This is a genomic window from Corallococcus sp. 4LFB (genome assembly GCF_046520365.1).
Classification (GTDB): domain Bacteria; phylum Myxococcota; class Myxococcia; order Myxococcales; family Myxococcaceae; genus Corallococcus; species Corallococcus caeni.
The window spans coordinates 1-23703 of sequence record NZ_JBKGHJ010000069.1; the positions used below are offsets into that span (position 1 = coordinate 1).

The window sequence follows — 23703 nt, forward strand, 5'->3', positions numbered from 1 at the left end:
CGCCGAAGTGGTCGCCGGACGGGAGGTCCGTGGGGCTGCTCGTCATCGAGGGCGCGGAGGACGCGCAGGGGCCGCGCGGGCCGGCGGCGCGGGAGACGGGCGTGGTGCAGGCGTCCCCGCCGGTGAAGCGCTTCGCGGTGGTGACGGTGGAGGACGCGCGGCTGCGGCGGGTGTCGCCCGCGGGCCTGTTCATCCACGAGTACGCGTGGAGCCCGGATGGCGCCCGCGTGGCGGTGACGGCCTCGTTGCCGCCGGGGGATGCGAACTGGTGGAACGCGCGCGTGTACGCGGTGGAGGTGGGGACGGGGGAGACGTCGCTGTTGCACGCGCCCCGGTGGCAGGTGGCGGAGCCCGCGTGGAGTCCGGACGGCCGGAGGCTCGCGTTCATCGAGGGCCTGATGAGCGACGAGGGCAACACGGGCGGGGACGTGCTCGTGGTGTCGGTGCCGGAGCGGCTGGCGGCGAAGGTGCGGTTCGGGGAGAAGGCGGCGCTGCCGGCGAAGGTGCCGCCCGCGCTCGACGTGACGGAGGGGTTGAAGGCGACGGCCACGGACCTCTTCTGGCCCACGGCGGAGCGGCTGGTGTTCGTGGCGCAGGCGCAGGGCGAGGCCGCGCTGATGGCGGTGGCGCCGGGCGGCGGGGCGGTGACGACGCTGTGGAGGGGCCCGGAGCACGTGGCGGTGTCGCTGGGGAGGGACGGCGTGACGAGCGCGGTGGTGCGCGACTCCTTCACCCGGCCGCCGGAGGTGTGGACGGGGCCGGTGGGGGCGTGGAAGCCGCTGACGCGCCTCAACGCGGACGTGCGCGTGCCGGTGGGCGGCGTGCGCAGCGTGACGTGGACGAGCGACGGGCAGCCCGTGCAGGGCTGGCTGGTGCTGCCGGTGCCGGAGGGGTCCGGCCGCAAGGCGCCCATGGTGACGGTGGTGCACGGGGGGCCCGCGGCGGGCGTGCTGTCGGCGTTCAACCCGCAGACGGCGCTGTTCGTGGCGAGGGGCTACGCGGTGTTCATGCCCAACCCGCGCGGCAGCTATGGCCAGGGGGAGGCGTTCGTGCAGGCGAACCGCCGGGACTTCGGCTTCGGGGACTTCCGCGACGTGATGGCGGGGCTGGATGCCGTCTTGGCGTCAGCGCCGGTGGACCCGGCGCGGCAGGGCATCACGGGGTGGAGCTACGGCGGCTTCCTGACGATGTGGGCGGTGACGCGGACGCAGCGCTTCCAGGCGGCGGTGGCGGGCGCGGGCATCGCGAACTGGCAGAGCTACTACGGCACGAACTACATCGACACGTGGATGCTGCCGTACTTCGGGGCGTCGGTGTACGACGAGCCGGAGGTGTACACGCGCTCCTCGCCCATCAACGGCGTGAAGCAGGTGCGCACGCCCACGCTGGTGCTGCACGGCGAGCGGGACGTGGAGGTGCCCGCGTCGCAGGGCTACGAGTTCCACAAGGCGCTGAAGACGCTGGGGGTGAAGACCCAGCTGGTCATCTACGCGGATGAAGGCCACGGCCTGCGCAAGCCGGAGCACCAGAAGGACCGGCTCTTGCGCACGCTGGACTGGTTCGACGCGAACCTGCCGGCGGCGCCGGAGTCGAAGCCGAAGGTGCGGGCGCCCGCGCGCTGAGTTCGTGCTGGGGCTCAGAGCTCCGCGAACAGGTCGACCGCCGCCTGGGCCAGCAGGGCCTGCTCGTCTGGCTCAAGGCTCGCTGCGTAGCGGATGACGTCGCGCGGGCCTGGCGCATCCGTGTTCCAGAAGAGATTGAGCAACCTGTCCCGGAGCGCCCGCCCTTCCTGACCCGCCTCTTGCAGCGAGGTACGCACCTGCTGAGAACCCATCAGCTTGACGTAGGCGAACATGTCGAAGCTGTCCTTGGTCTTGTCGGGCCGCTGCTCGCGCTTGGCGCGCTCTTTCATCGCGAGGAAGCCAACGGCGTCCGGTAGCAGGATTCGCAGCGGCTTCCCTTCGACAAGGACCACGGCATGGCTTCGGCGGAGTGCCAGCCGTGCATCCGGCAGGGGAGTCATCCGGGTGGGCAGCTGCTCGGGGTCGACGTCCTTGGGGGCGAAGAGGTCCAGGTCCATCTGCCCACCGGTCAAGGACTTCGACCAGCGGAACTCCCGGGTCCTCGCATAGCCCCTCTGCCTGAGGACCTCGGGGAGGCGCTCGGCCATGAAGTCCGAGTCCTCCATGTCGAAGAGCAGGTCCGGTTCGTAGGAGAAGCCTCGCTCGACCACGATGCCGGTATCGGTCTCGATGGAGATGACACCGGTTCCACCCCGCTGACGGGACTCCAACGCGAGGACCTGTCCTCCGATGAGCATGACGCGGCTGGAGAGGTCCCCCAGGTCGAGCATCAGTTCGCCCAGCTCAGCGAGGATTTCGTCGAAGCGCTCTTCGTCCGTCATCGAGGCTCATCCGAAAGAGGAAGGGTCCGCGCGAAGCGCCGCACCAGCTCCTCTGCCTGCTCAAGTCCCCTGCCGCCACTCTGGTGGAAGTCCACGGCCAGCTGGGGCAGCGCGACCGCTGGACCGTGCGGAAGCTGCCGCTGTGCGTGGTACACGCCTCCCGCGTCGGTCTCGGCGGCAGGCTCCGCGCGAAGCACGAAGAAGTTGTGTGGAGTCATCCGCCGCAACCCGAAGGCGGTGAGGGCTGCCTCCAGCGAGCCCGACAGGTAGATGCCGTGGGGGATTCCGGAGACGGAGCGTTCCTCTGGCTGCAGGGCGCTTGCCAGTGTGAAAGTGGAGCGGATGCCCTGAGAGGCCAGCAGGGCATGGGCTTTGGCGAGCAGGTCCGGGGTCGTGGAGGGAGCATTGAATCCCTCTCGCGTGACGGCTGTTGGCTTGTCGCTCGTCAGCCATGCCCTCAGCAAGGACACCGGATCACGAAGCCGGAAGCCGACGCTGCGGCCTCCTTCGACGAAGCCTTCCTTCAGGAGCCTTGTCGTGACTCCATGCGCATAGGAGTAGCTCGTCTGGGTCTGCTCGGAGAGCGCGCGAATGGTCCAGCGCTGGTCGGGGGACTGGAGCAGGACGCGCACGAGCCGGCACCCCTTGCCATGGAACAAGGGCTCGCGAGGCGTCCGCTCCAGGGGCCGATGCCCCTGCACCCGGATGAAGGTGCTTCCCGCGCGCAGGAAGAACGTTCCGCGCATGTCGATCAGGCCCAGTTCCTCGCGCTCGCAGGTCTCAATGACGCTGGCGGAGGCCGAGTCCGTGACGAGCATGGGGAGTCGCAGGGCGGGCAGCGATCGGGGATCCGTTTCCCTGCGTCGGAGTTGCTCGCGCAGGGTGAACAGCTTCTCGCGCTGGGCCAGCACCTCCGCCGGGAACAAGGGGGCGCGATACCCCAACAACACAGGGATGCGAGTCTCCGGGAGTTGCACCTCCGCGAGGTCGTAGACGGCTTCTCCCCCTGGGCCCACGCGGGGCACGACGACTGCCTCCTGGTGCACCACCTTGATGCCACGAGGCAGCGGCGGTGGATTCCTCCAGAAGGCTTCACGGAATTGGGAAGGGCCGGGTCTCATTCAATTTTGTCGATATTGGGCTCTAAACCTCGAACCTGGGGCATCTAAAGCCCCATTTCGGCGGATATCGACAAAATTGATGGAAGGTGTGGATGCCCACGAACGGCTTCAGGGGCCGCCGCGGACGCCGGGTTCGGCGGGGGCCACGAGCGAGGTGAGCACGTGGTCGCGCCACTGGCCGTTGATGAGGAGGAAGTCGCGCGCGTAGCCCTCGGGGATGAAGCCCAGGCGGCGGAGGACGGCGGCGCTGCGCAGGTTCTCCGGCAGGTGGGTGGCCTGGAGCCGGTGCAGGCCCATGGCGCCGAAGGCGAAGTCGCAGAAGGCGTGGAGGGCCTCGGTCATCAGGCCCTTGCCTTCGTGGCGGTGGTCCAGGCCATAGCCCAGGTCCGCGGCCTGGAGCGGCCCCCGGCGGATGTGCGCGAGCGTGGCGTTGCCGATGACGGGCGCGAGCGCCAGGGACTGGCCCCTGGGGAGGAGGAACACGCGCAGGGACACGTCGTGGCGGAAGTCCTCGCGGTCCTGGGCCAGGCGCGTGCGCCAGTAGGCGGTGGAGAAGAAGGTCGCCGGGCGGTCTGGAGACACCGGGCCCAGGTGGTCCTTGTTGGCCACGTGGTACGCCAGCACCCGCTCCGCCGCGTCGGGCGGCAGCAGCATCAGGTGCAGGCGCTCGGTGGTAAGCAGGACGGGCGACTTGTCGATCATGGCGGAGCCGGGCTTCATCTCTGCATCAAGGCTGGCAACGAGGGGGGCTGGGGTCAGGCCGGGCCGTTCCCGCTCATGACCGCGTCTTCGTGGAGCTTCTTGAAGGTCTCGTTGCGATTCGTGGAACGCACCAGGGCGTCCAGTTCCGTCGGGCCGATGGCGACGACCAGATGGTCGTCCTTCCGGAAGGTGGCGGAGCGGGTGTGGAAGCCCTCGGTGAAGCCTCCGGCCGCGACGAAGAAGCCGAGGCGGCAGCGCCCACCCCGGTTCACGAGCTTGTCGCGGAAGATGATCAGCTCGCCGGGGCCTACGTGTTTCGACCAGTTCTTGCACTCGACGAGGATGTAGCTGCTGCGCTCGCCGGCCCAGAACGGGTCCTGGGATTCGTTGCGGATGACGATGTCGATCTCTTCGTCCGCGCTGGTCCGGTTGGTGCTCGTGTTCATCAGACCCGGCACGGTCTTGAACAGGAGGACCAGGAGTTCCTCCAGCAGGCGGCCCTTGCGGTTGCCGTTGGTTTCAGTCTGGCAGGCGGCCCACAGGTCCTGGATCTCCTTCTCCCGCTGGGCGTGGGTGAGCGAGGCGAGGCGGCGCTCCCGCACGGCCTCGGACGCGTTGCGCACCTTGATGCGCAACATCATGGGGAGGGTGGGGACCTTCTCCAGGTAGTCGTAGGCGCCGTCCTTGAAGGCCCGTTCAATCATCTTCGCGTCGGCGTAGGCGGTCGCGACGATGACCTTGGCGCCCGTGGGGACGATCTCCGAGATGAGGTCGATGCCGGAGTCGCCTCCAGAGGAACCCTGGAGGCGCTGGTCGAGCACGACGACGTCCCAGGAGGACTCCTGGATGCGGGCCTGGGCGGTCTTCTTGTCGGGGGCCCATTCGACGCGGTAGCCCTCCGGGACGAGGATGTCCTGGTAGGTCTCGAAGAAGGGCCGCTCGTCATCAACGACCAGTACGGTGCCTGGAGGCGTCATCGTGGAGTCCTCTCTGCCACAGGCAGGCGCATCCGGAAACGGGCACCGCCATCGGGTTTGTCCACGCAGGCGACCTTGCCGTGCAGTTCGATCTCGACGACTTCCTTGACCAGGGCCAGTCCTTCGCCCGCGCCACTGGAGCGGAGGGAGATACCGCGCTGGAAGATGCGCTCCCGGTCCTCGGGACGGACACCGGGCCCGTCGTCGTCCACGGTCAGGAGGATGTTCCGGTTGTTGGCCTCTAGTTCGCTCTCGATAAGGACCTGCTTTGCGCCAGCCTGTTCAGCGTTCCGCAGCAGGTTGACGATGGCGAGCACGAACCGTTCCCGGTAGCCAGATAGGGAAGGCAGATCCGGCGCTACATCAAGCTTGATGCGCAGCGAGGTGGCGAGACTGGCGACAGCGTCCGCGAGGACTCGAAGGAGGTCGAAGCCTTCGGGAGCGCGTGCGGCCAACTCAGAGGTCTTGAGCAGGTCCGTGACGAACTTCAGCGCGCGGTCGATGCCGGGATCGATGCGTGGACGGAAGCGGGCGACCGCCGCTTCGACCTGACTGCCGACCACGGAGTTGTAGAGCGAACCCAGGGCGACCTGCGCGGGGATGAGTGCGTTCCGGATTTCGTGGACGACTAAGCGCGCCTGTCGAGCAGTGGCAATGGCTGAGGAGTTGAAGACCGTGTCGATGCCTGCCCTGCCTCCCTCTTTCTCCAGTGCAGTCAGTGATTCGTCCTGGCTGAGCGTGGCCGCGAGAACAGAGAAAGGCGTCTCCGTGGGCGTTAGCAGGAGTTCCAGGATGCGCTTGCCTTCGTTCAAGAGCTTGTAGCCGCTGTGGAGGCCAGCCTGATCTCTCACCTCCTCGACGAGTTCCAGGATGCCCAACGAGCCAAGTCGACGAATGGTTTCCCAAGAGTGAGCTATCGAGTACTCCTCCCAAAAGTATTCGAGACGAACGTCTTCTGGATGCTGGAGGAGGTACTCAGCGGTCTCCCTACTCAGTCGCCAGTCATCGACAGGGCCTACAGACTGAGCGGCTTCAACTTGTAGGAGCCACTGAACGGCATCGCGTCCGCTCAAGGCCAGTAGGACTTCTCCGATGGACGCGACTTCATGACGGTCCGCTTTCCTCCGCACCGCTCGGATCTCCAGTGCGTACTTCGCGAGCCTGTTCATCTGGGCTGTGCCTGGAGGGGGCGCCTGGTGCCAGGCCTTGTCCGCGAGTCGGTCAATCTCCAATTGGCGTGTGAGAGATGAGGCTGGAAGGTGGAGCCCCATGCGACGTGCCATCCCCAATCGCACATGCTCTTCGATGTTCGTCCGGGGCTCACCGTAAAGAAAGCCCTCTTGGAGCAGGATCGCGAGGTTGCTGGCGAAACTCACCACCTGGTCATCCTGGTTCCAGGACTGATGGAGGCTCTTGAGGAGTGCAGGGGCAGGCTTTGTGCGCTCAAGCTGTTCGACGAGTCGAACGAACTCCGCCCTGATCCATCTGGTCTCTGGCACGAAATGAAGCGGGGCCGGATGGCCGTCCTGCGCCGAGCGCACGTTCTGAAGATGCTCCTTCAGTTCCTCGATGAAGCTCATGGACCGGCATCCTCCCACCAAGCCCGCGCGCTTGCTCACGGATGATGCAACGAGGGCTCGCCGCGTTCCGTCCGCGACGAGCCCCCAGGTCCAACTCTCTACCTCACGCCGTTACTGCCCGTGGTCCATGGGCTGCTGGGGCACCTGCTGCTCACCGCTTCCACCGGTGCCCTGATCCGGCTGCGGGCTCTGGTGGTCGATGCCCGCCCCGTGCGGCTCGGGCTCCGCGCCGCTGCCGCCCGTGCTCTCCGGCTGTGCGTTCTGGCCCTGTTCATGGTTGCCCCGGGGCTGCGACGGCTCCGCGCCACTGCCGCCCACGCCGCCCGAGCGCGACGGCTGCGCTCCGGCCACGTTGCGCTCCACCACGATCTCCACGCGGCGGTTGTTCGCGCGGCCCTCCGCCGTGCCGTTCGAGGCCACCGGCCTCTCCTCACCCATGCCGCGGATCTGGATGCGCTCCGGCGGCACGCCCTGGTTCACCAGGAAGTTCCGCACGCTCTCCGCACGGCGCTCCGACAGCTGCTCGTTGTAGTCGTCCGTGCCGCGCGAGTCCGTGTGGCCCTCGATGAGCAGCGGGTTCTTCGACTCCTTCAGCGCCGTGGCCACCTGCGACAGCCGGTCGCGCGCCGCGGGCAACAGCGCCGTCGCGTTCGTCGCGAAGAGCACGCTGCCCGACAACGTCACCACCGTGCCGCGCGCCTCCTCGCGCACCTTCACGTTCTCGTCCTGCAGCCGCGACAGCGCCTGCGACGCGCGCTGCTCCGCCTGGAGCCGCGCCTGCCGCTCCTGCTCCAGCTCCTGCGTGCGCTGCTGGAGCTGCTGGTTCAGCTCCGCCAGCCGCTGCGCCTCGGCCTGCTGCCGCTGCAGGCGCTGCTGCATCTGCGCTTCCATCTGCTGACGCTGCTGCGCGTCCGCCGTGCGCATGCGCTCGGCCTCCTGCGCGCGCTGGGCCTCCAGCTGCTGGCGCTGCTGCTCGAACTGCTCGCGCTGCTGCTCATACAGCTGGCGCTGCTGTTCGTACCTCGCGCGCTCCTCCTCCTGCTGACGCGCCAGCGCCTGCGCGCGCGACTCCTGCTGCTGGCGCAGGGTCGCCTCCGCCTGGGCCCGCTGCTGCGCGGCCAGGTCCGCCTCGCCGCGCGCCTCGGCGATCTCCGCCTTGCGCAGGGCCACGTACGCCAGCGAGCGCGTCCTCGCCGACCCCTCGCTCTCCGCGTACTCGCTCTCCGCCTCCTGCAGGGCCGCGCGGGCCGCCGCCACGTCCGCGGGCGCTCGCGGCCTCGGGGCTCGTGGACACCTCGTCGTAGGCCTGTCGCGCCGCAGTCAGTTCACTGGGCGGGGGCCCATGGGCACACCCCACCGTGAGCGCGGAGGCTCCCGCCACCGCCAACCATCCAAGTTTCCAACGCTGCATGACTCGCTCCTCACAAGGCTAGAGGTGGGGGACTCACTGACCGTCGCGGAAGGACTCGACCTGCTCGGAAGCCCGCCGCGCCTCGTTCTTCAGGGGCACCGCCCGGGCCAGCGCCGCCGCCAGGTCCGCGTCCGCCGCCGCCTGGCGGAAGCGCAGCTCCGCGGCCTCCTGCTCGCCCTCCTGAATCAGCCGCTCACCGGCGGCGATCTGCTGGCGGGCGAACTCCAGGTGCCGCGCGGCCTCCGGCACGTTCGAGGCCTGCGAGTTCTCCGCCGAGCGCAGCGCCGCCTCCGCCTGGACGCGCTGCTGATGGGTGGACGTGGGAATCACCTGCTGGCTTGCACAGCCAAGGGCCGCGACGCAGAGCAGGGCGGCGGCGAACAGCTTCGGGCGCATGGATCACCTCATGCCGGTGGAAGTGCTGGGACGCTCCGGCGCGGCCCAGAGGGAGTCGCTCAGAAAATGGGGGGTGTGCGGCCAGTCGGCATCGGCGACCCGTCCCCGCCAGGCACGCTGGCCAAGGGGGTTGACAGGCGTCGTGTAGGGAACGCGGCGCCCAGGCCGCAGCCGCCGTGCGGGGCCGGTTCCCGCCAGGGCCGCGTACAGGCCACTGGCCGTGCGGCGGGAGGGACGCTAGAGGGGGAGCATGCGCCTGCACCTCGTGGACGGCACGTATGAGCTGTACCGGGCCCACTACTCGCCCCGGCCGGGCACCACCGCGCCGGATGGACGCGACGTGAAGGCCACGGCGGGCGTGATGGACTCGCTGCTCGCCCTCCTGCACGACGAGCAGGAGGCCGTGACGCACCTGGCGGTCGCGTTCGACAACCCCATCCGCTCGTTCCGCAACGCGCTGTTCGCTGGTTACAAAGGGGACGAGGGCGTGCCGCCGGAGCTGCGCGCGCAGTTCGACCTGGTGGAGGAGGCCGTGGCGGCGCTGGGCGTGCGCGTCTGGTCCATGAAGGACCAGGAGGCGGACGACGCGCTGGCCACCGCGGCGGCGCGCTGGGCGGGCGAGGTGGAGCAGGTGCGGCTGCTCACGCCGGACAAGGACCTGGGCCAGTGCGTGCGCGGCCAGCGCGTGGTGCAGGTGGACCGGCGGCAGCAGAAGGTGATGGACGCGGAAGGCGTGAAGGCGAAGCTGGGCGTGGCGCCAGAGAGCGTGCCGGACCTGCTGGCGCTGATGGGCGACGACGCGGACGGCATCCCCGGGCTGCCGGGCTTCGGGGCCAAGGGCGCGGCGGCGGTGCTCCAGGCGTATGGACACCTGGAGGCCATCCCGGACCGCGCGGCGGAGTGGACGGTGAAGGTGCGGGGCGCGGACAAGCTGGCGGCGACGCTGAAGGCGCACCGTGAGGACGCGCGGCTGTACCGCACGCTGGCCACCTTGGTGGAGGACGCGCCGCTGCCGGGCACGGCGGTGCTCGCGGACCTGGAGTGGAAGGGCGTGCCGGAAGCGCGCTTCAAGGCGTTCTGTGAAGGATTGGGATTGAAGAGCCTCCAGCGCCGGCCGAAGCGCTGGGCGGCATGAGGAAGCCATGAGCATGGAATTGAAGCCCCCACCGTCGGACGGCTGGGTCCCCACGCTGGACGACACCCCCTTCACCCGCATGGGCGGCGAGGAGGCCGTGCACGCGCTGGCGGAGGCCTTCTACGACGTGATGGACGCGGAGGAGCCCGCGCTCGCGGCCATCCACGAACTGGACGCGCAGGGAAAGGTGAACCGGGGCACGCGCCAGCGCTTCGGCATGTTCCTGGTGGGCTGGCTGGGCGGGCCGCAGCACTACAGCGCGACGCACGGCCACCCCCGGCTGCGCATGCGGCACGGGCACCTGCCGGTGGACACGGGGATGCGGGACGCGTGGCTGCGCTGCATGCGCAAGGCCATGGACCAGCGAGGCATCACCGGCGGCCTGCGCGGCTTCCTGGATGACCGCTTCGCCCAGGTGGCGGACTTCCTGCGCAACACGGAAGGATGAGGCTCACCGAGTCCATCCGCATCACCTGTCCGCGCGAGCGCGTCTTCGCGTACACGCAGGACTACGGACAGCGGCTCGTCTGGGACACGTTCCTGCGCGAGGCGGTGCTGATGGACGGCGCGACCCAGGCCGGGCCCGGCGTGAAGGCCTGGTGCGTGTCGTGGCACGGGCTGGGGATGGAGACGCAGTACGTGTCCTTCCAGCCGCCCGCCGTCACGGCGGTGAAGATGACGCGGGGCCCGCGCCTGTTCGAGAGCTTCGCGGGGTCGTGGCGGTTCGACGAGGACGGTCCTGGCGTCACGCGCGTCACCTTCACGTATGCCTTTGCGCTGCGGCGTCCCTTCGGTGGGCTCACGCCGCTGCTGAAGTGGACGCTGACCCGTGAGGTCCGGGGACGGCTGAAGGACCTGAAGCGGCGGCTGGACGCGGGTGTCCCCGGCGCGGCAAGACTCGCGGGATGAGCACGCAGCGACAGCCGGCCCCCGTCACGCCCTCCCTCGCTGCGCTGGTGCCCCTGTTCGAGGAGGCGGCGAGGGCCACCGGTTCCTCACGGGCCCTGATGGCCGGGTCCCTCAACGCCCTCATCGCCCGGTGGGCCCAGACGGAGGACCCGGCGGCGCTCGCGCCCGCGCTGCACGCGCTGCTGGCGAAGGAGGGCGTGGAGCAGCTGGTGGACGAGCAGGGCACGCCGGTCAGCGTCGCCGCGACCCAGGCGCTGCTGGCCATGTCCTATCCGCATCCCTTGGAGGTCGCTCCGGAACACCTGGAGGCGCTGCGCCGGCAGCAGGAGCCCGCCGTTCCGCCCACGCGCAGGGATTGGATGCTCACGGTGCTGGTGGTGGCGACCCTGGTGCAGGCCGTCTGCTTCATCCTGGCGGATGACATGCGGCACCTGTCCTTCGGGCTCACCGTCGACGAGCTGGCGGGTGGCGCTTCCCTGCCACCCCCGCCGCGATACAGCTTCCTGGACGGCTCCCTGGGCGGCGTCTTGAGCAGGCTGGAGCGGGATGTGTGGTGGTCCGTGCGGCCCCTGGTGCCCTGGGGGCAGGCCGTCTGCGCGGGGGTCCTCTATGGCTTCTCCACCGTGCTCGCGAGGACGGCCTGGGCGCGCACCCTGTCCCGGCGTGGCTTCCTGGGACTGGGCGCCGTGGGGTTCGTGGCGGGCCTGCTCCCCATGCACTTCTACGAGAGCTGGGGAACGCTGACGGCCGCGGCGGGCGCGCTGCTCGCGGGGCGGATGCTGCGCGTGCCGAAGCAACCCGCGCCTCCCGGCACGCCGTCCGCCTGAGTGCCTGTCCGCCCGGCGGTGGCCGGACGGGCGCCGCGCCCCCACCCTCCAGTTTTCACCACCCGGACTGGGGGTTGGACCCATGCGAACGAACAATGACCTGTGGACGGCGGCGGGCTTCGGCGCCCTCGCCGGGATGCGCAGCATGACGGCGCCCGCGTTCCTCGCGCGGGAGCTGTCGCGCAAGCCGCCGCGCGCGTTGAAGCGGGCCCTGCCGGGCCTCACGTCGAAGAAGGTGGCGAAACGCCTGGGCGTCCTCGCGCTCGGCGAGCTGGTGGGGGACAAGGCGCCCACGACCCCGCCGCGCATCAAGCTCGCGCCGCTGACTGGCCGCATCCTCTCCGGCGCCATCACCGGCGCCGCCGTATCGCGCGACCGCAAGGGCCCGAGGGTTGGCTTCGCGCTCGTCGGAGCCGTGGCCGCCATCGCCTCCAGCTACGCCTTCTATGGCCTCCGCCGCTTCGTCACGCTCCGGCTGCGCGTGCCCGCCCTGGCCGCGGGCCTCGTCGAGGACGGCCTGACGCTGGCGCTGGGCTCACGCCTCACCCGGGCACTGCGCTAGGCCCTGTGCCGCGGCTCACCGGGGATGCCCTCGTGCGAGTCCTGGGCGCACGTCCCCTCCGGACGCCGCGCAAGGCCTCGTGCGGGCTCACCCCGGCGCCTTGCCTGCGGTGAGCCGCGCCTCCAGCCGCGTCAGCACCGCATGCTCCGCCCGCGCGCGCTCCGCCAGGGGCGCGAAGAGCAGCCGCGAGCGCAGGCCCATGCCTTCGGTCAGCTCGAACTGGCGCAGGTCCTCCGGCAGCGTGAGCAGCACCTCGCCCAGCGGGCGCACCCGGTGCAATTGGTACGAGCCCGCCGCCTCCAGCGCGCGCACCACCTCCGCCACGGGCTCCGCGCGGGCCATCGCCTTGCGCGACTGCTCCTCGTACCGCAGGCCCGCCTCCACGCGCTCCTCCAGGTCCGCGAGCACCGCCGCCGACGTGCGCTGCGCCTCCTTCACCAGCCGCAGCGGATCCAACGCCCGCTCCACGCGCCGGCGCACCGCCGGGGACAGCGCCCGGGCCCGCCCCTCCACGCGCGACAGCACCGCGTCCCGGTAGCTCGCCGCGAAGCAGACCGCGAACAGCGCCTCCTCCAGCGGCGCCCGCTCCCGCGCGGCCAGCCCTTCCGCCAGCGAGCACAGCCCCTCCCCCGTGAGCACGTACCGGCGGCCCCGGGGCAGCCCCTTCACCGGAGCGCCAGTGCTCGCCTCCGCGTGGCCCGCGCGCACCAGCCGCTCCAGCGTGCGCCGCACCTGCGTCAGGTCGATGTCCTGCGAGGGCCGGGTGACGTCGTGCTCCACCCAGTTGGTGAACAGGAGGAAGAAGAAGCGCACGTCCGACACGCGGAACCCACCCGCGCGAGCCCCGGCTCCATGCGCCGCGAGCAGGGCCGCCTGGACGAAGGTGGCCTGCGTGTCGATGTAGCCCAACCGCGCCGTCAGGGTGCTGTTCCTCGCCATGCCCGGGAGGATGCCAGCCGCCGCCCCTTCCGTCCCCATCCTCCCAGGTGACAGTGTCCGTCCGGACGGAAGACATCCTCGGGTGCGTCATCCGTAGAAGGGCGGTCTGCCTTCACGCAAAGGGTTTCCCATGCTGCCCTGGCTCGTCCTCGTCGCGGGTGTCTGCTTCCTCATTGAGCGGCTGTCACTCGGCTGGAAGCTGCCCCGGGTGCGCGGCTGGCACCTGCGCGTGGTGCTCATCAACCTGGCGCAGGTCGGCGTCGTCGTGCTGGGCGGGTACACCTGGGACCGGTGGTTCTCCGCGCACTCGGTCTTCCACCTGTCCCGGCACGTGGGCCCGGGGGTGGGCGGGGTGCTGGCCTATCTCATCGCCACGTTCGTATTCTACTGGTGGCACCGCGCCCGCCATGAGAGCGACGTGCTCTGGCGGCTGTTCCATCAAATCCATCACAGCCCCCAGCGGCTGGAGGTCATCACCAGCTTCTACAAGCACCCGCTGGAGATGGCGGCCAACAGCCTCATTGGCGGGCTGCTCGTCTACACGGTGCTGGGGTTGAGCCCGGCGGCGGGCGCCATCTACACGGCCTGCTGCGCGCTGGGCGAATACTTCTACCACACCAACCTCCGCACCCCGCGCTGGGTGGGCTGGTTCTTCCAGCGGCCGGAGATGCACCGCATCCACCACGAGTACGGCAAGCACCGGAACAACTACGGCGACCTCCCCGTCTGGGACATGCTGTTCGGCACCTACGAGAACCCCGCCACCTGGGACGCCACGTGCGGCTTCGACGACGCGCGTGAACAACAGTTGGGCGCCATGCTCGCCTTCCGCGACGTGCACCGTTCGTAGGCGGTGGCACACTGGCGCCCCCTTCGCTTCATCCGTGAGGTTTCGCGCCATGGCCAGCTCGCGTCGGCAGTTCCTGACCCACACCGTGATTGGACTCGCGAGCACCGCTGTCTCCGCGGCGCCGGACGCGGGCACGTCCGCCCCTCCGGCCGGAGCGCCGCCCACCTTCGGCGCGGGCCCCACGGTGGGCCCGGAGGTCAGCCCCGCCACCTTCGCGGAGGCCGAAAAGCTGATGCAGGTCCAGCTCACGCCCGCCGAGCGCACCCAGGCCGCCGGCAACTGGCGCGTGTCCCTGGCGCCGCTGCACGAGCGCCGCACCGGCCCGCGCAAGCTCGCGCTGGAGCCCGAGCTGTCGCCCGCCTCGCAATGGAACCCCTCGCTGCCGGGGCTCAGGCCCACGGCCCCCGCGAAGGACCGCTTCGTGCGCAGCCGCGACGCGAAGGTGCCGCTGCCCGCGAAGGAGGAGGACATCGCCTTCGCGCCGCTCACGCAGCTGTCGCGCTGGGTGGAGTCGCGCGCCATCACGTCCGAGCGGCTCACGCAGCTCTACCTGGCGCGGCTGAAGCGCCATGACCCGAAGCTCCAGTGCGTCATCACGCTGACGGAGGAGCTGGCGCTCCAGCAGGCCCGCCAGGCGGACCGGGAGCTCGCGGCGGGCCGCTACAAGGGGCCGCTGCACGGCATCCCCTGGGGGGCCAAGGACCTGGTGGACACCGCGGGCATCCGCACCACCTACGGCGCCGAGCCCTTCCGCGACCGCGTGCCCGCCACCGACGCCGCCACCGTGGCCCGGCTGCACCGCGCGGGCGCCGTGCTGGTGGCGAAGCTCAGCCTGGGCGCGCTCGCGCTCAACGACGTCTGGTTTGGCGGCGAGACGAAGAACCCGTGGCTGCTGGAGGAGGGGTCCTCGGGCAGCAGCGCGGGGCCGGGCGCGGCGACGGCGGCCGGGCTCGTGGGCTTCTCCCTGGGCAGTGAGACGGGCGGCAGCATCGTGTCGCCGTCCATGCGCTGCGGCATCACCGGCCTGCGCCCCACCTACGGCCGCGTGCCGCGCACGGGCGCGATGACGCTGTGCTGGTCGCTGGACAAGCTGGGGCCCATGACGCGCGGGGTGGAGGACTCGCTCCTGGTGCTCGCCGCGCTCAACGGCCCGGACGCGGGCGACGTGGCGAGCGTGCCCGCGAAGCTGGACTTCGACGCGAACGCGGGCGTGAAGGGCCTGCGCGTGGGCTACGTGCCCGCGTGGATGAAGGAGAGCCCCGCCACGGACGTGGACCGCGCGGCGCTGGAGAGGCTCAAGGGACTGGGGCTGACGCCGGTGGAGGTCCAGTTCCCCGACTGGCCGTACTCCGCCCTCAACGTCATCCTCTTCGCGGAGGCCGCCGCCGCCTTCGAGGAGCTCACGCTCACCCACGGCGTGGACGCGCTGAAGATGCAGACGCCCGACGCGTGGCCCAACCTCTTCCGCCAGTCCCGCTTCCTGTCCGCGGTGGACTACGTCCAGGCGGACCGGCTGCGCCGCAAGGTGGCCCAGGAGATGGCGCGCATCATGTCGCAGGTGGACGTGCTGCTCGTGCCGTCACTGCGCGACGAGGCCCTCACCATCACGAACCACACGGGCCACCCGTCGCTCACGCTGCGCACCGGCTTCGTGGAGGTGTCCAAGGCCCGCAGCGACTGGGCCCCGGACCCGAAGCGCCCCGTGCCCACCTTCGCCACCCCGCGCCGGGTTCCCCACGGCGTCACGCTCATTGGGCAGCTCTTCGACGAGGGCACCCTGGGCCGCGTGGGCATCGCCCTGGAGCGCGCGTCCGGCGTCGCCGGGGAGCGCCCGCCCGGCTTCTAGACGCTGATCCTCGCGGAGGGGGCATGGCACGCACGAAGGCGTTCGACCGCGACGAGGCGGTGCGCCGGGCGATGCAGGTCTTCTGCGAGCAGGGCTACGAGGCCACCTCTACGGACGACCTGCTGCGTGCCATGGGCATGACACCTTCGGGGACAAGCACGGCCTCTACCTGGAGGCGCTGCGCGCCTATCAGGCGGAGTACAGCGCCCACCTGATGGAGTGCCTGCGCGCCCACCCGTCGCCCCTGGGCGCCATCCGCGAGGTCCTCCTCTCCATCCCCAACGGCACCCAGAAGGCCCGAGCCCGGGGCTGCCTCTTCGTGAACGCCACCGCGGAGCTGGCGCACGCGGACGCGGAGGTCGCCACGCTGCTCAAGACCGGCGGCGCCGTGGGCTATGGCGCGCTGGAGCGCGTCGTGAAGGAGGCCCAGCGCAAGGGCGAGCTCAGCCCGAAGCTGGACGCCCGCGTCGCCGCCAGCTCCCTCCTGGCCGCCATCGGTGGCCTGCGCCTGAGCGCCAAGGCCGGCACCCCGCCCGAGGCCCTGCGCGACGTCGTGGACTTCACCCTCGCGGGCCTCAAGGCCCGGTAGCGCCCAGGGGTCCATCGCGCGGGAAGCCCCGCGCGCCGTCTTCGCATGTCTGTATCTGGATTGCTCAGTCCAGACAGGCCGCTGGAAGGGAGTCACCCCATGTCGATGGAGCGCTACTGCCTGCTGGGCGTTCGGGGCTGCGCGTCAGCCCGCTGTCGCTGGGCACGATGACGTTCGGGAAGGAGGAGACGTACGGCCACGGAGGACGTGTCCCGGACGCTGTTCCACCGCGACTTGGACGCGGGCGGTAACAGCCGCAAGAACATGCTGCGCGCGGTGGAGGCGTCCCTGAAGCGGCTGCGCACGGACTCCATCGACCGGCTCACCCCGGCGGAGGAGGGGGTCCGCGCGTTCGACGACCTCGTGCGCGCGGGGAAGCTCCGCTACGCGGGCCTGTCCGACGTGCCGTCCTGCTACGCGGCGCGCGCAGACCTGGGTGGAGACGCACGCGCTCACGCCGCTCATCAACCTCCAGCTCCAGTACTCGCTGGTGGACGCAGCCTGGAGCACGAGTACGTGCCGCTGGCTCGGACGCCAGGCCTGGGCATCACCACCTGGAGTCCGCTGGGCAGGGGCCTGCTCTCCGGCAAGTACCGGCCGAGCGAAGCCGGCGCCCACGGTGACGGCCGCCTCACCTCCGCCGTGGGCGGCCAGCAGCTGGGCCCGTTCACGGAGCGCAACTGGCGCATCGTCGCCGCGCTGGAGCAGGTGTCCAGGGAGCTGGGCCGCGACATGTCCCAGGTGGCGCTCAACCGGGTGGCCACGCAGCCCGGGGTGGGGTCGGTCACATCATCGGCGCCACGAACCCCAGGCAGCTGGACGGCAACCTCACGGCGCTCGACTTCACGCTCCCCGCCGGGCTGCGCCGCCAACTGGACGAGGCCCGCGCGCCGCCCGTGCCGTTCTCCCCACGGGATGTTCTCCAATCCCTATCAGCTCAACCAGCACGGCCACGCCGCCGTGGGGGACAAGCCCGCCGGCTACTCGCAGCCGGTGTTCACCGGGACGGCGCCCCGGGTCGGATAGGGCACACCCCGTCCCTCCGCCAGGGTAGGGGGAACGGGACGCTTGCGACCCCTGACCACTGGTCCCCGGGGTGGCACACCGGCACCTTCTGTGCCTGTCAGACCGAGGAGGGTGTATGCGATTGTCCATGCCGGGAGTGAAGCTGTGGTGGATGTTGGCGTTGCTGGTGGCGCCGGTGGCGAATGCCTTCACGGACGCGGACGCGGTGCGCGTGTTCACCTTCGCCCGCGCGCAGCTCGCGGACACGATTCTGGAGCTGCCCAACGTGAACCGCTCGCCCAAGGCGTCCCTGTCCAACGGGACGTGGACCACGGTGGCCAACACGGACCGCATCGCGTGGACCCAGGGCTTCTTCCCCGGGAGCATGTGGTTCATGTTCCAGGTCGCCAACGAGCCCTACTGGCGCGACCGCGCGGACCTGTGGACACGCCCCCTGGAGGTCCAGAAGACCAACACGGAGACGCACGACCTGGGCTTCAAGATGTACAACAGCTACGGCAATGCCTGGCGGCTCACTGGCGACCCCTACTACCGCGACGTGCTGCTCACCTCCGCCGCGTCGCTGGCCACGCGCTACAACAGCACCGTCGGCATCATCGATTGTTGTGATTGGAACCCGAACTGGAACATCCCGCTCGTCACCGACACGATGATGGACATCGAGCTGCTGCTCTGGGGCGCGCAGAACGGCGGCCCCGCGGAGTGGCGCACCATGGCGGTGAACCACGCGCTCCGCACGCTCCAGGACGCGGTGCGCACCAATGGCAGCTCGTTCCACTACGTGGACTACAACAACAACGGCACCATCCGTTCGCGGGGCACCTTCCAGGGCTACTCCACCACCTCCACCTGGGCGCGCGGGCAGGCGTGGCTCATCTACGGCTTCACGATGGTGTACCGCTACACGCAGGACGCGCGCTTCCTCACCGCGGCCCGCCGTGTGACGGACTACTACCTGGCGAACCTGCCCGCGGACCGCGTGCCCAACTGGGACTTCAACGCCCCCAGCCAGTCCAAGGACTCCTCCGCCGCGGCCGTCGTCGCCTCCGCGCTGCTGGAGTTGAGCACCCTGGAGACGGACGCCACCCGGCGCACGACCTATCGCAACGCCGCGCTGGCCATGCTCGACTCGCTGGCTTCGCCCGCGTACCTGGCGCAGGGCACCAACAGCCCGGGCCTGTTGCTGCACGGCGTGGGCAACTACCCGGCGGGCCAGGAGATCAACGTCAGCCTCATCTACGGCGACTACTACTTCCTGGAGGCGCTGCTGCGCTTCAACCCGCGCCCCAACTATCCCTGGTACTCGAAGCTGACCCTTCCGCGTGGCCAGCACCTGCTGGGCACGAACAACACGGGCGTCCGCATCGTGGAGTTCGACCTCACGCCGCTCCGGGACAACCTGGGTGGCGGCGTGGTGGGCTGGACGGACAGCTCCACGGAGGTCACGGCCTTCAACCGGCTGAACATGGCGGTGCGCATGAGCGAGGACGGCATCTTCCAGGTGCGCAACGGCGCGGGCTACTCGTGGATCCGCCGGGTGCCGTACGTGCGCGGCCAGACGTACCACTTCCGCATGAACGTGGACCTGCTCGCGCAGCGCTACACCGTCTGGGTGACGCCGCCCGGCGCCGCGGAGCTGCTGCTCGTGGACCGCGTCGCCTTCCGCGCGGACGGGCCGCCCATCAACGACCTGGGGCGCGCGGCGGTCATCTCCACCGTGGAGGACAGCGACTTCCGCGTGAACAACCACCGCGTCTACGCGCCCACCGCCACCGTGGCGGCCACGCCGGATGCTCCGGTCCCGCTGCCGGAAACCCTATGGCGCGAGCTGGACGCCCCTGAGCGCATCTCCCGGGGCCCGTCGTTCCGTCGGAGCGCTGACAGCAGCCGCCTGTCCGGTGGCCCGCCCGGCGCCAGGGTGGGCCACCGCGAGTGCATGTGAGGCGGAACGCGGTTACATCCACCGGGTGACGAACCTGGACCTCTTCCTCCCGGAACCCGCCCCGCGCCCTGCCGCCGTCCCCGCGGGCCCCGGCCCGCTCGACCGGCTGCTGAAGGTGTCGCGCATCTACCTGGAGCCCGCGGCACGGGAGCACGCGCGCGGGCGGGAGGTGCTGGCGCGCTACCCGGACGCGGAGCGGGTGGAGGTGGTCTCGCACCAGCGCATCCCCGGCCTGTTCGGCAACGAAGGCAACGTGGAGGCGTGGAACCGCATCAAGGGCAGCACCCTGGTGCTGGGCGTGAAGAAGACGCTGTCTTTCATCGCCAACGACCGCAGCTCGGACTTCATCGCGCCCTCCACCGCGAACGGCTGCGTGATGGCGTGCGCGTACTGCTACGTGCCGCGCAACAAGGGGTACGCGAACCCCGTGACGGTGTTCGTGAACATCGACCGGCTCCAGGAAGCCATCCGCAAGCACGCGCACAAGCGCGGGCCCAAGCTGGAGCCCAACACCGTGGACCCGCACGCGTGGGTCTACGACATCGGGTGCAACAGCGACTGCTCCGCGGACGCGGCCATCAGCGACAACGTGCGGGACCTGGTGCGGCTGTTCACCACGCTGCCCAACGCCAAGGCCAGCTTCGCCACCAAGCTGGTCAACCGCGAGCTGCTCACCTACGAACCCAAGGGCAGGACGCGCATCCGCTTCAGCCTGATGCCGCACGCACCGGCGAAGCTGCTGGATGTGCGCACCAGCCCCATCGCGGAGCGCATCGCCGCCATCGACGACTTCGTGGCCGCCGGCTACGAGGTGCACCTCAACTTCTCCCCCGTCATCCTCCACGAGGGCTGGCAGGACGGCTACGTGGAGCTGTTCCAGCAGGTGGACGCCGCCATCGGCGAGCGGGCGAAGAAGCAGCTCGCGTGCGAAATCATCTTCCTCACGCACAACGCGGGCCTGCACGAGGTGAACCTGGGCTGGCACCCGAAGGCGGAGGAGCTGCTGTGGCGGCCTGAAATCCAGGAGACGAAGGTGTCCCAGGGCGGCGGCGTCAACGTGCGCTACCGCACCGGCTTCAAGGGGCGCCACGTGGCGGAGTTCAAGGCCCTGCTCGCGAAGCACCTGCCGTACTGCCGCGTGCGGTACGCCTTCTGACGAGGCCGCTGGAGGTTCGTTCACAGGTCCGGCACGGGGGGCGAAGGGCTGTCGCCGCTAACCAAGCAGTGGATCTACCGGAGGAGGCGATGAAGGCGCGCAATCCGTCGCCCCCGTGATGGAGGGCGCGTGAGGCGGATCACCCTCTTTGAGCACCACGTGAGTGTGTCCTTCGGAGTCGGTGGATGGAGGCTCGGGCAGGTTGTCCGGAGCCGCTTCCGTCAGGTCCCCGCGGATGCACCGCTCTCCGTGCTCGCGGGGAGCAAGCCCCGGGGCGGCTGACGACAGTGGCGTCCCGCTGTCGCGGCCCCACGGGAGAACCTCTGCATGAGAGAGGCGTGCCCCCTTGAACGCCGCCGGGTCGTCGGTGCCCTCGGTGGCTGGCGCGGATGCGCCGAGCTCATGCGTATCAGCGCAATGAGGTGTCTCCAACGCATCGTCCTGTCCGGTGATGGCTGACGCGGGGACGCCGGAGCCACCCGTCTCACTGCAGTGCAGTGCTTCGGGCGCAGGGGCCGGCGCGGGGGCGCCGCTGCCGCACTCCTGAGCGTGAGGCGCCTCGGGGGACGCCTGCTTCTGGGGCGCGGGGGTGAATTGGTCGAGCACCCGCTCATCGCAGGCCTTCAGCAGCGCCGGCAGCTGATGCTGGAGTGCCTGCATGTCGCGCTCTTGCAGGGCGTTCTTCGCGCAGATGGCCCACTGGCGTAGCGACTCACCGTCCATGAATGGCAGCAGCCGGGCCGCGATGCCCCTGAAGGCCCGTTGCAGCGACTGGATGAGGAGCAGGTGCCCGGGACGTGCAGCCGCCTGGGCCGCCAGCCGCAGCAACTCGAACTCCAGCTGCGCACAGCGCTCCCCGGGGTGCCAGCGCGCCGCGTCCCAGAGCTGGAAGAGGGTTTCTTCCAGCGGCCCCAGGCCCATGACGGAGGTATTCGCACAGCAGTCGGAAAGCAGTTCCACCAGCACCTGCCGCTTGAGGCTGAAAAAGCCCTCCAGGAGCCACCGGCACTCCTGGGAGCGCTCGTCATGTAGCGCCAGGCCCAGGTTCTCCAGCGTCAAGGACTCGTCCAGCTTCACCGCGCGCGCCTGGCGCCCGGGGTGCTGCACCACCAGGCCCCGTGCCGCCAGCCGCCGCAAGGCCTCGCGCACCGTGCCCCGGCTCACGCCATACCAGCGCGCCATCACCCGCTCCGAGGCCAGCCGCCCGTTCCTCGGCAGCCGCCCCAGCGCGATGTCCTGCTCGAGCTGCTCCTCCACGTACGCCACGAGCCCCACCCTCACCATTCCCGCCACCCCTCTCGCCAATGCTTCGCCCATCCAACCAGAGGGGTCTGACATGGACTCGCGGGCCCACCGTTCTCGTCGCCTGCCGGGACAGCGCGGCCTCGGGCGGCAGGCGGCGCGAACTGGTCCGACAGTCGGACCAGTTGGTGGACATCGCTCCCGGCAGGGCGCCTCTGTCCGTGACCTGCCCTGGCGGTCGCTCTGGCATGCCGTCACGACACGGCGCAGCGTCCCGCCCGCTGTTCTCGCCGAGGATCTTGGCGGCCCAGGAGTTGTGAGCGCGCTGCTGGTGGTCTACTGAAATGACCGGCTGACGCGGTGCGCCCGCGCTGACCCAGGAGGCTTCCCATCAAGCCGATGCGTTCCCTGCTGCCCGCTGCGTCTCATGGAGGGTCGCCCGGCATGTCGCCCACTTCGCCCTTGCGCCTCTGCCTCGCCGTGCTCGCGCGAGGCCTCGCGGTCTGCGGCCTCACGTTGGGGGTGGCGTGTGCTTCCACTCCGCCCGTGCCGGCCGTGGACGCGCGGGCCATCATCGCGGACGCGCGGAAGATCGTGACGCGGAATGGGGTAGAGGAGCTGCTCAAGATTCCGGTGGGCGGGACGGAGCAGTGGATCTCCGTCCGGGGGCGTGACCGGGACAATCCCATCCTGCTGATGATCCACGGGGGGCCGGCCTCACCGGAGCTGCCGACGAGCTGGGCCTTCCAGGGCGGCTGGGAGGACTTCTTCACCGTGGTGCAGTGGGACCAGCGCGGCAGCGGCAAGACGTACACCGCGAACGACCCTGCCCGCATCGCTCCCACGTTGTCGCTCGACCGCATCACCGAGGACGCCGCCGAGGTCGTCCAGTACCTGCGAAGCCGCTATGGCAAGGACAAGGTCTTCGTCCTGGGGCACTCCTGGGGGAGCCTCGTCGGACTGGGCCTGGCCCACCGCCATCCCGAGCTGCTGTTCGCCTACGTGGGGATGGGGCAGGTCATCAGCGGCCAGGAGAACGAACGCGTCAGCTATGCCCTCACGCTCGCCGCGGCGGAGGCCGCCCACCACACGGAAGCCCTCAAGGAGTTGAAGGCGCTCGCGCCCTATCCGGAAGCGGACGGGTCGCTGCCCCTCCAGGAGATCGGCATTGAGCGCAAGTGGTCCAACGCGTTCGGAGGCCTGGTGCATGGCCGCGACGGCATCCTCCACTACCTCAACCTGGCTGAGCTCTCCCCCGACTACACCGCGCGGGACGTGGAGGCGATAGACCTGGGCTCCCAGCTGTCGTTGCCGCGCCTGCTGCCGGACATGGCGCGCTTCGACTTCCTGCGGGTCACGGACTTCGGCTGCCCGGTCATCCTCTTCGTGGGGCGGCACGACACGACGACGCCCTCGCAGGTCGCGGCGGACTGGCTCCAGCGGGTGCGCGCGCCGGTCAAGCAGCTCGTCTGGTTCGAGCACTCCGCCCACATGATGATGGTGGAGGAGCCCGGACGCGTGCTCCTCCACCTGGTGCAGGACGTGCTGCCGCTGGCGGCGCGCGGCCCGGCTCTGGCTCGGTAACTGACACCGCAGCGCGGTGCGACACGGAGAAGTAGGCGCTGTAGAGGTCGTGGAAGTCGTGCGCGCGGCCTGCGTGCCCGCAGTGGAGGGCACGTTGAACGTCCAGCGGAACTCGTCGCAAGAGTCCTCGCCCGTCTTGCAGCCCGTGTGGCCCGTTGCCCGGGCCTCGTTGGTGGCGTCGTCGTCCTCCAGCGTCTTGAGAGGCAGCGGGCTCGCGCCGCGGTGGCGCGGGTAGAAGTCCCTGCTCACCGCACTGCGACAGCCTGGCGTTCTGCGCGTCCGTGCAGTGGGGCCGCGCCTGCGCCGGCGTCACCTGAAGCGGTTCACGGGGCCGGAGGCAGGCCCTGGAACCAGGCGGCGTAGGGTGCGTTGCGCACGAGGCGCCGGTTGAGGTCCGGCGTCCCGTCCGTCCACCACGGCGGGCCCCGTTCCCCCAGGCCCACCTTGGCGCGGTGCACGCGCTGACGGGCGCGGCGTTCCGCTGCCGCGTCCCGCGCGCGCTTCG

23 protein-coding genes and 1 pseudogene are annotated in these 23703 nt (G+C 70.3%); 14 read left to right on the forward strand and 10 right to left on the reverse strand.

From position 1 onward, the window contains the following. On the forward strand, nucleotides 1-1622 hold a 1622-nt coding region (locus ACLEQD_RS10410), incomplete at its 5' end, for a S9 family peptidase (RefSeq protein ID WP_410383362.1). Nucleotides 1623-1636: 14 nt separating this feature from the next. Here ACLEQD_RS10410 and ACLEQD_RS10415 read toward each other — a convergent pair. From ACLEQD_RS10415 to ACLEQD_RS10445, 7 genes are all read right to left on the reverse strand, one after another. After that, a complete protein-coding gene (locus ACLEQD_RS10415) occupies nucleotides 1637-2404 on the reverse strand; it encodes a hypothetical protein (RefSeq protein ID WP_410383363.1) in 768 nt (255 codons plus the stop codon). Next, complete coding sequence (locus ACLEQD_RS10420; protein ID WP_410383364.1) at nucleotides 2401-3429, reverse strand: hypothetical protein; 1029 nt, start codon at nucleotides 3427-3429, stop codon at nucleotides 2401-2403. Before ACLEQD_RS10420 ends, ACLEQD_RS10415 begins: the two co-directional genes overlap by 4 nt. A 204-nt stretch (nucleotides 3430-3633) precedes the next feature. Beyond that, on the reverse strand, nucleotides 3634-4245 hold the full coding sequence (locus ACLEQD_RS10425) for a GNAT family N-acetyltransferase (protein WP_410383365.1): 612 nt from the start codon (nucleotides 4243-4245) through the stop codon (nucleotides 3634-3636). Nucleotides 4246-4280: 35 nt separating this feature from the next. Further along, nucleotides 4281-5204 carry a response regulator gene (locus ACLEQD_RS10430; RefSeq protein ID WP_410383366.1) on the reverse strand — a complete coding sequence of 308 codons (924 nt, stop codon included), beginning with the start codon at nucleotides 5202-5204 and terminating at the stop codon, nucleotides 4281-4283. Further along, the gene (locus tag ACLEQD_RS10435) at nucleotides 5201-6784 is read right to left on the reverse strand and encodes a sensor histidine kinase (protein WP_410383367.1); all 1584 of its coding nucleotides are present in this window, start codon (nucleotides 6782-6784) and stop codon (nucleotides 5201-5203) included. Before ACLEQD_RS10435 ends, ACLEQD_RS10430 begins: the two co-directional genes overlap by 4 nt. A 111-nt stretch (nucleotides 6785-6895) precedes the next feature. Beyond that, complete coding sequence (locus ACLEQD_RS10440; protein WP_410383368.1) at nucleotides 6896-8041, reverse strand: OmpA family protein; 1146 nt, start codon at nucleotides 8039-8041, stop codon at nucleotides 6896-6898. A gap of 187 nt (nucleotides 8042-8228) precedes the next feature. Then, a complete protein-coding gene (locus tag ACLEQD_RS10445) occupies nucleotides 8229-8591 on the reverse strand; it encodes a hypothetical protein (RefSeq protein ID WP_410383369.1) in 363 nt (120 codons plus the stop codon). A 250-nt stretch (nucleotides 8592-8841) separates the two neighbouring features. On the opposite strand from ACLEQD_RS10445, the gene ACLEQD_RS10450 reads away from it, so the two are divergent. The 5 genes from ACLEQD_RS10450 to ACLEQD_RS10470 all read left to right on the forward strand — a co-directional run bounded on the left by ACLEQD_RS10450 (nucleotide 8842) and on the right by ACLEQD_RS10470 (nucleotide 12024). Further along, entirely contained in the window at nucleotides 8842-9726 is an 885-nt protein-coding gene (locus tag ACLEQD_RS10450) for a 5'-3' exonuclease H3TH domain-containing protein (RefSeq protein WP_410383371.1), read from the forward strand. Nucleotides 9727-9733: 7 nt separating this feature from the next. After that, nucleotides 9734-10174 (forward strand): group II truncated hemoglobin, encoded by a 441-nt coding sequence (locus ACLEQD_RS10455; protein ID WP_120526084.1) that lies wholly within the window; start codon nucleotides 9734-9736, stop codon nucleotides 10172-10174. Beyond that, nucleotides 10171-10635 (forward strand): type II toxin-antitoxin system RatA family toxin, encoded by a 465-nt coding sequence (locus tag ACLEQD_RS10460; protein WP_410383372.1) that lies wholly within the window; start codon nucleotides 10171-10173, stop codon nucleotides 10633-10635. The genes ACLEQD_RS10455 and ACLEQD_RS10460 overlap by 4 nt, the downstream gene beginning before the upstream one ends. Next, nucleotides 10632-11462 carry a hypothetical protein gene (locus ACLEQD_RS10465; protein ID WP_410383374.1) on the forward strand — a complete coding sequence of 277 codons (831 nt, stop codon included), beginning with the start codon at nucleotides 10632-10634 and terminating at the stop codon, nucleotides 11460-11462. Before ACLEQD_RS10460 ends, ACLEQD_RS10465 begins: the two co-directional genes overlap by 4 nt. Before the next feature lie 82 nt (nucleotides 11463-11544). Beyond that, nucleotides 11545-12024 (forward strand): DUF4126 family protein, encoded by a 480-nt coding sequence (locus tag ACLEQD_RS10470; RefSeq protein WP_410383375.1) that lies wholly within the window; start codon nucleotides 11545-11547, stop codon nucleotides 12022-12024. Between the two features lie 87 nt (nucleotides 12025-12111). Here ACLEQD_RS10470 and ACLEQD_RS10475 read toward each other — a convergent pair whose 3' ends face one another. Beyond that, on the reverse strand, nucleotides 12112-12963 hold the full coding sequence (locus tag ACLEQD_RS10475) for a hypothetical protein (RefSeq protein ID WP_410383376.1): 852 nt from the start codon (nucleotides 12961-12963) through the stop codon (nucleotides 12112-12114). Between the two features lie 130 nt (nucleotides 12964-13093). On the opposite strand from ACLEQD_RS10475, the gene ACLEQD_RS10480 reads away from it, so the two are divergent. The 7 genes from ACLEQD_RS10480 to ACLEQD_RS10510 all read left to right on the forward strand — a co-directional run bounded on the left by ACLEQD_RS10480 (nucleotide 13094) and on the right by ACLEQD_RS10510 (nucleotide 20372). Beyond that, the gene (locus tag ACLEQD_RS10480; RefSeq protein WP_410383377.1) at nucleotides 13094-13813 is read left to right on the forward strand and encodes a sterol desaturase family protein; all 720 of its coding nucleotides are present in this window, start codon (nucleotides 13094-13096) and stop codon (nucleotides 13811-13813) included. A gap of 49 nt (nucleotides 13814-13862) precedes the next feature. After that, nucleotides 13863-15659 carry an amidase gene (locus tag ACLEQD_RS10485; RefSeq protein WP_410383378.1) on the forward strand — a complete coding sequence of 599 codons (1797 nt, stop codon included), beginning with the start codon at nucleotides 13863-13865 and terminating at the stop codon, nucleotides 15657-15659. Between the two features lie 23 nt (nucleotides 15660-15682). Continuing rightward, a complete protein-coding gene (locus ACLEQD_RS10490; RefSeq protein WP_410383379.1) occupies nucleotides 15683-15874 on the forward strand; it encodes a hypothetical protein in 192 nt (63 codons plus the stop codon). Then, complete coding sequence (locus ACLEQD_RS10495) at nucleotides 15874-16248, forward strand: TetR family transcriptional regulator C-terminal domain-containing protein (RefSeq protein ID WP_410383381.1); 375 nt, start codon at nucleotides 15874-15876, stop codon at nucleotides 16246-16248. The genes ACLEQD_RS10490 and ACLEQD_RS10495 overlap by 1 nt, the downstream gene beginning before the upstream one ends. Before the next feature lie 207 nt (nucleotides 16249-16455). Further along, nucleotides 16456-17274, forward strand: a complete 819-nt coding sequence (locus tag ACLEQD_RS10500) for an aldo/keto reductase (protein WP_410383382.1) — start codon at nucleotides 16456-16458, stop codon at nucleotides 17272-17274. A 115-nt stretch (nucleotides 17275-17389) separates the two neighbouring features. Beyond that, a complete protein-coding gene (locus ACLEQD_RS10505) occupies nucleotides 17390-19216 on the forward strand; it encodes an alpha-12C2-mannosidase (RefSeq protein ID WP_410383383.1) in 1827 nt (608 codons plus the stop codon). A gap of 25 nt (nucleotides 19217-19241) precedes the next feature. After that, nucleotides 19242-20372 (forward strand): spore photoproduct lyase family protein, encoded by a 1131-nt coding sequence (locus ACLEQD_RS10510; RefSeq protein WP_410383384.1) that lies wholly within the window; start codon nucleotides 19242-19244, stop codon nucleotides 20370-20372. Nucleotides 20373-20429: 57 nt separating this feature from the next. Here ACLEQD_RS10510 and ACLEQD_RS10515 read toward each other — a convergent pair whose 3' ends face one another. Beyond that, nucleotides 20430-21656 carry a GntR family transcriptional regulator gene (locus ACLEQD_RS10515; RefSeq protein ID WP_410383387.1) on the reverse strand — a complete coding sequence of 409 codons (1227 nt, stop codon included), beginning with the start codon at nucleotides 21654-21656 and terminating at the stop codon, nucleotides 20430-20432. Nucleotides 21657-22058: 402 nt separating this feature from the next. Here ACLEQD_RS10515 and ACLEQD_RS10520 point away from each other — a divergent pair, with 402 nt between their 5' ends. Then, on the forward strand, nucleotides 22059-23198 hold the full coding sequence (locus ACLEQD_RS10520) for an alpha/beta fold hydrolase (RefSeq protein WP_410383385.1): 1140 nt from the start codon (nucleotides 22059-22061) through the stop codon (nucleotides 23196-23198). 323 nt (nucleotides 23199-23521) lie between these two features. Here ACLEQD_RS10520 and ACLEQD_RS10525 read toward each other — a convergent pair. Next, nucleotides 23522-23703: pseudogene (locus tag ACLEQD_RS10525) on the reverse strand (hypothetical protein); the annotation flags it as partial.